Origin of the sequence: Pseudomonas sp. SG-MS2 (assembly GCF_009933855.1) — a bacterium.
GTDB lineage: Bacteria > Pseudomonadota > Gammaproteobacteria > Pseudomonadales > Pseudomonadaceae > Aquipseudomonas > Aquipseudomonas putida_E.
This window is the reverse complement of sequence record NZ_MOMO01000122.1, coordinates 1-3839: the sequence shown is the minus strand read 5'-3', so window position 1 is coordinate 3839 and position 3839 is coordinate 1. Positions and strand designations below refer to the sequence as shown.

Genomic DNA, 3839 nt, shown 5'->3' with positions numbered 1-3839 from the left:
GCTGAAGAGGCCGACCGCCTGGAGCTGTCGCTCGACCTGCTCGAGCGCCTGTGCTTCGAGCCTTCGCTGGCCGGCTGGAACGGGATCGGCTTCGTCATCCAGGCCTACCAGAAGCGCTGCCCGTATGTGATCGACTACGTCATCGACCTGGCCAAACGCAGCCGTCACCGCCTGATGATCCGCCTGGTGAAAGGCGCCTACTGGGACAGCGAAATCAAGCGCGCCCAGGTCGAGGGCCTGGAAGGCTATCCGGTCTACACCCGCAAGGTGTACACCGACGTTTCCTACGTCGCCTGCGCCCGCAAGTTGCTGGCGGTACCGGAAGCCATCTATCCGCAATTTGCTACTCACAACGCACACACTCTGTCGGCTATCTACCACATCGCCGGTCAGAATTATTACCCGGGGCAGTACGAGTTCCAGTGCCTGCACGGCATGGGCGAACCGCTGTACGAGCAGGTTGTAGGCAAGGTCTCGGAAGGCAAGCTTAACCGCCCGTGCCGCGTCTACGCGCCGGTCGGCACCCACGAAACCTTGCTGGCCTACCTGGTGCGCCGCCTGCTGGAAAACGGCGCGAACACCTCGTTCGTCAACCGTATCGCCGACCACTCGATCTCCATCCAGGAACTGGTCGCCGACCCGGTCGCCAGTATCGAGCGCATGGCCACCCAGGAAGGCAGCATCGGCCTGCCGCACCCGCGCATCCCGTTGCCGCGTGACCTGTATGGCAGTGAGCGGGCCAACTCGGCCGGTATCGACATGGCCAACGAACACCGCCTGGCGTCGCTGTCCTGCGCCATGCTGGCCACGGCCCACAATGACTGGAAAGCCACCCCATTGCTCGCCTGCGCCGCCAGCGAAGGCGCTGCCACAGCGGTACTGAACCCTGCAGATCATCGCGACGTGGTCGGCCACGTGCAGGAAGCCACCGTTGCCGACGTCGACAACGCCATCCAGTGCGCGCTCAATGCCGCCCCCATCTGGCAGGCCACTCCACCCGCCGAGCGCGCAGCGATTCTGGAGCGCACCGCTGACCTGATGGAAGCCGAGATCCAGCCGCTGATGGGCCTGCTCATCCGCGAGGCCGGCAAGACCTTCGCCAACGCCATCGCCGAGGTGCGCGAGGCCGTTGACTTCCTGCGCTACTACGCCGTGCAGGCGCGCAACGATTTCAGCAATGACGCCCACCGCCCACTGGGCCCGGTGGTGTGCATCAGCCCGTGGAACTTCCCGCTGGCCATCTTCACCGGCCAGGTGGCCGCAGCCTTGGCTGCCGGCAACCCGGTACTGGCCAAACCGGCCGAACAGACCCCGCTGATCGCAGCCCAGGCTGTGCGCCTGCTGCTCGAAGCCGGTATTCCGGAAGGCGTGCTGCAACTGCTGCCAGGGCGCGGCGAAACCGTTGGTGCCGGCCTGGTCGGCGACGAACGCGTCAAGGGCGTGATGTTCACCGGGTCCACCGAAGTGGCGCGCCTGCTGCAGCGCAACGTCGCCGGGCGCCTGGACAACCAGGGCCGTCCGATCCCGCTGATCGCCGAAACCGGTGGCCAGAACGCGATGATCGTCGATTCCTCGGCGCTGACCGAGCAGGTGGTGATCGACGTGGTGTCCTCGGCCTTCGACAGTGCCGGCCAGCGCTGCTCGGCCCTGCGCGTACTGTGCCTGCAGGAAGACTCGGCTGACCGCGTGATCGAGATGCTCAAAGGCGCCATGGCCGAAAGCCGCCTGGGCAACCCGGACCGCCTGGCCGTGGACATTGGCCCGGTGATCGATGCCGAAGCCAAGGCCGGTATCGAGAAGCACATCCAGGGCATGCGCGAAAAAGGCCGCCCTGTTTATCAGGTCGCCATCGCCGATGCTGCTGAAACCAAGCGTGGCACCTTCGTGATGCCAACGCTGATCGAGCTGGAGAGCTTCGATGAGCTCAAGCGCGAGATCTTCGGCCCGGTACTGCACGTGGTGCGTTACAACCGCCGCAACCTCGACCAGTTGATCGAGCAGATCAACAACTCCGGCTACGGCCTGACCCTCGGCGTGCACACCCGCATCGACGAGACCATCGCCAAGGTGGTGGAGAACGCCAACGCCGGCAACATGTACGTCAACCGCAACATCGTTGGTGCGGTGGTGGGCGTGCAGCCGTTCGGTGGTGAAGGCCTGTCCGGTACCGGCCCGAAAGCGGGTGGCCCGCTGTACCTGTACCGCCTGCTGTCGACCCGCCCGGCAGACGCCATTGGCCGTCACTTCCAGCAACAGGATGGCGAAGGCAAACCGGACCGTACCCTGCACGATCAGCTGATCAAGCCGCTGCACAGCCTCAAGGCCTGGGCCGAGAGCAACCAGCAAGCTGACCTGGCCGCGCTTTGCAGCCAGTTCGCCAGCCAGTCGCAGAGCGGCATCGCCCGCCTGCTGCCAGGCCCGACCGGCGAGCGCAACAGCTACACCATCCTGCCGCGCGAGCACGTGCTGTGCCTGGCGGACAACGAAGCCGACCTGCTGGCGCAATTCGCTGCCGTCCTGGCAGTGGGTAGTTCGGCGGTATGGGTGGATGGCGAGCCGGGCAAAGCCCTGCGCGGTCGCCTGCCAAAAGAGCTGCAGGCCAAGGTCAAGCTGGTGGCGGACTGGAACAAGGATGAGGTGGCGTTCGACGCGGTGATCCATCACGGCGACTCCGACCAGCTGCGTGGTGTGTGCCAACAGGTGGCCAAGCGCGCCGGAGCGATCGTCGGCGTGCACGGGTTGTCCAGCGGCGATCACCAGATTGCGCTGGAGCGGCTGGTGATCGAGCGGGCGGTGAGTGTGAACACTGCCGCTGCCGGCGGTAACGCCAGCCTTATGACCATTGGCTGAGGGCTATAGAGCCTAGGCTCAATGCCAGTCGGTTAAGCGATCTGGGGCCGCCTTGCGGCCCATCGCCGGCAAGCCAGCTCCTACAGGGACAGCGCAGACCCCGAGAACTGCGCGGTCCCTGTGGGATCACCTGCCAGCTGCACCACCTTCTAAACCCATATCACCCAAACCTATAAAACTGTCCCGCACCTCTTTGCGGTCCTAGACTCGCCCCAAGCCAGCTCAAGGATCGCCTCCCATGCCCGAGACTCTGCTCAGCCCCCGCAACCTCGCCTTCGAACTCTACGAAGTCCTCGATGCACAAGCCCTGACCCAGCGCCCGCGCTTCGCCGAGCACAGCCGCGAAACCTTCGACGCGGCGCTGACCACCGCCCGCACCGTCGCCGAAAAGTTCTTCGCGCCCCATAACCGCAAGGCCGATGAAAACGAGCCGCGCTACGTGGACGGCCGCGCCGAGTTGATCCCCGAGGTAAAGCCCGCAGTCGATGCCTTCCTCGAGGCGGGCTTCCTTAACGCCAACCGCGACTTCGACGCAGGCGGCATGCAACTGCCCAGCCTGGTCTCGCAGGCCTGCTTCGCCCACTTCCAGGCCGCCAACGCCGGCACCACGGCCTACCCCTTCCTGACCATGGGCGCGGCCAACCTGATCGAAAGCTTCGGCAGCGACGAGCAAAAACGCCTGTTCCTGCAGCCAATGATCGAAGGCCGGTTCTTCGGCACCATGGCGCTGACCGAGCCGCACGCAGGTTCGTCCCTGGCCGACATCCGAACACGCGCCGAACCCTGCGCAGACGGCAGCTACCGGATCAAGGGCAACAAGATCTTCATCTCCGGCGGGGACCACGAACTGTCGGAAAACATCGTGCATATGGTCCTGGCCAAGCTGCCGGACGCGCCACCCGGCGTCAAAGGCATCTCGCTGTTCATCGTGCCCAAGTACCTGGTCAATCAGGATGGCAGTCGTGGCGAGCGCAACGACGTACTGCTGG

General features: G+C 65.1%; 2 protein-coding genes. Both read left to right on the top strand.

Translation table 11 applies throughout. The annotated features are described in order from the left end of the window. Window positions 1–2850 (top strand): trifunctional transcriptional regulator/proline dehydrogenase/L-glutamate gamma-semialdehyde dehydrogenase (putA, locus tag BLX42_RS09675; protein WP_161871675.1); only part of this gene is annotated, 2850 nt, incomplete at its 5' end. Window positions 2851–3088: 238 nt separating this feature from the next. Further along, window positions 3089–3839: acyl-CoA dehydrogenase family protein (locus tag BLX42_RS09670; protein WP_161871674.1), on the top strand; the 751-nt coding region annotated here is incomplete at its 3' end.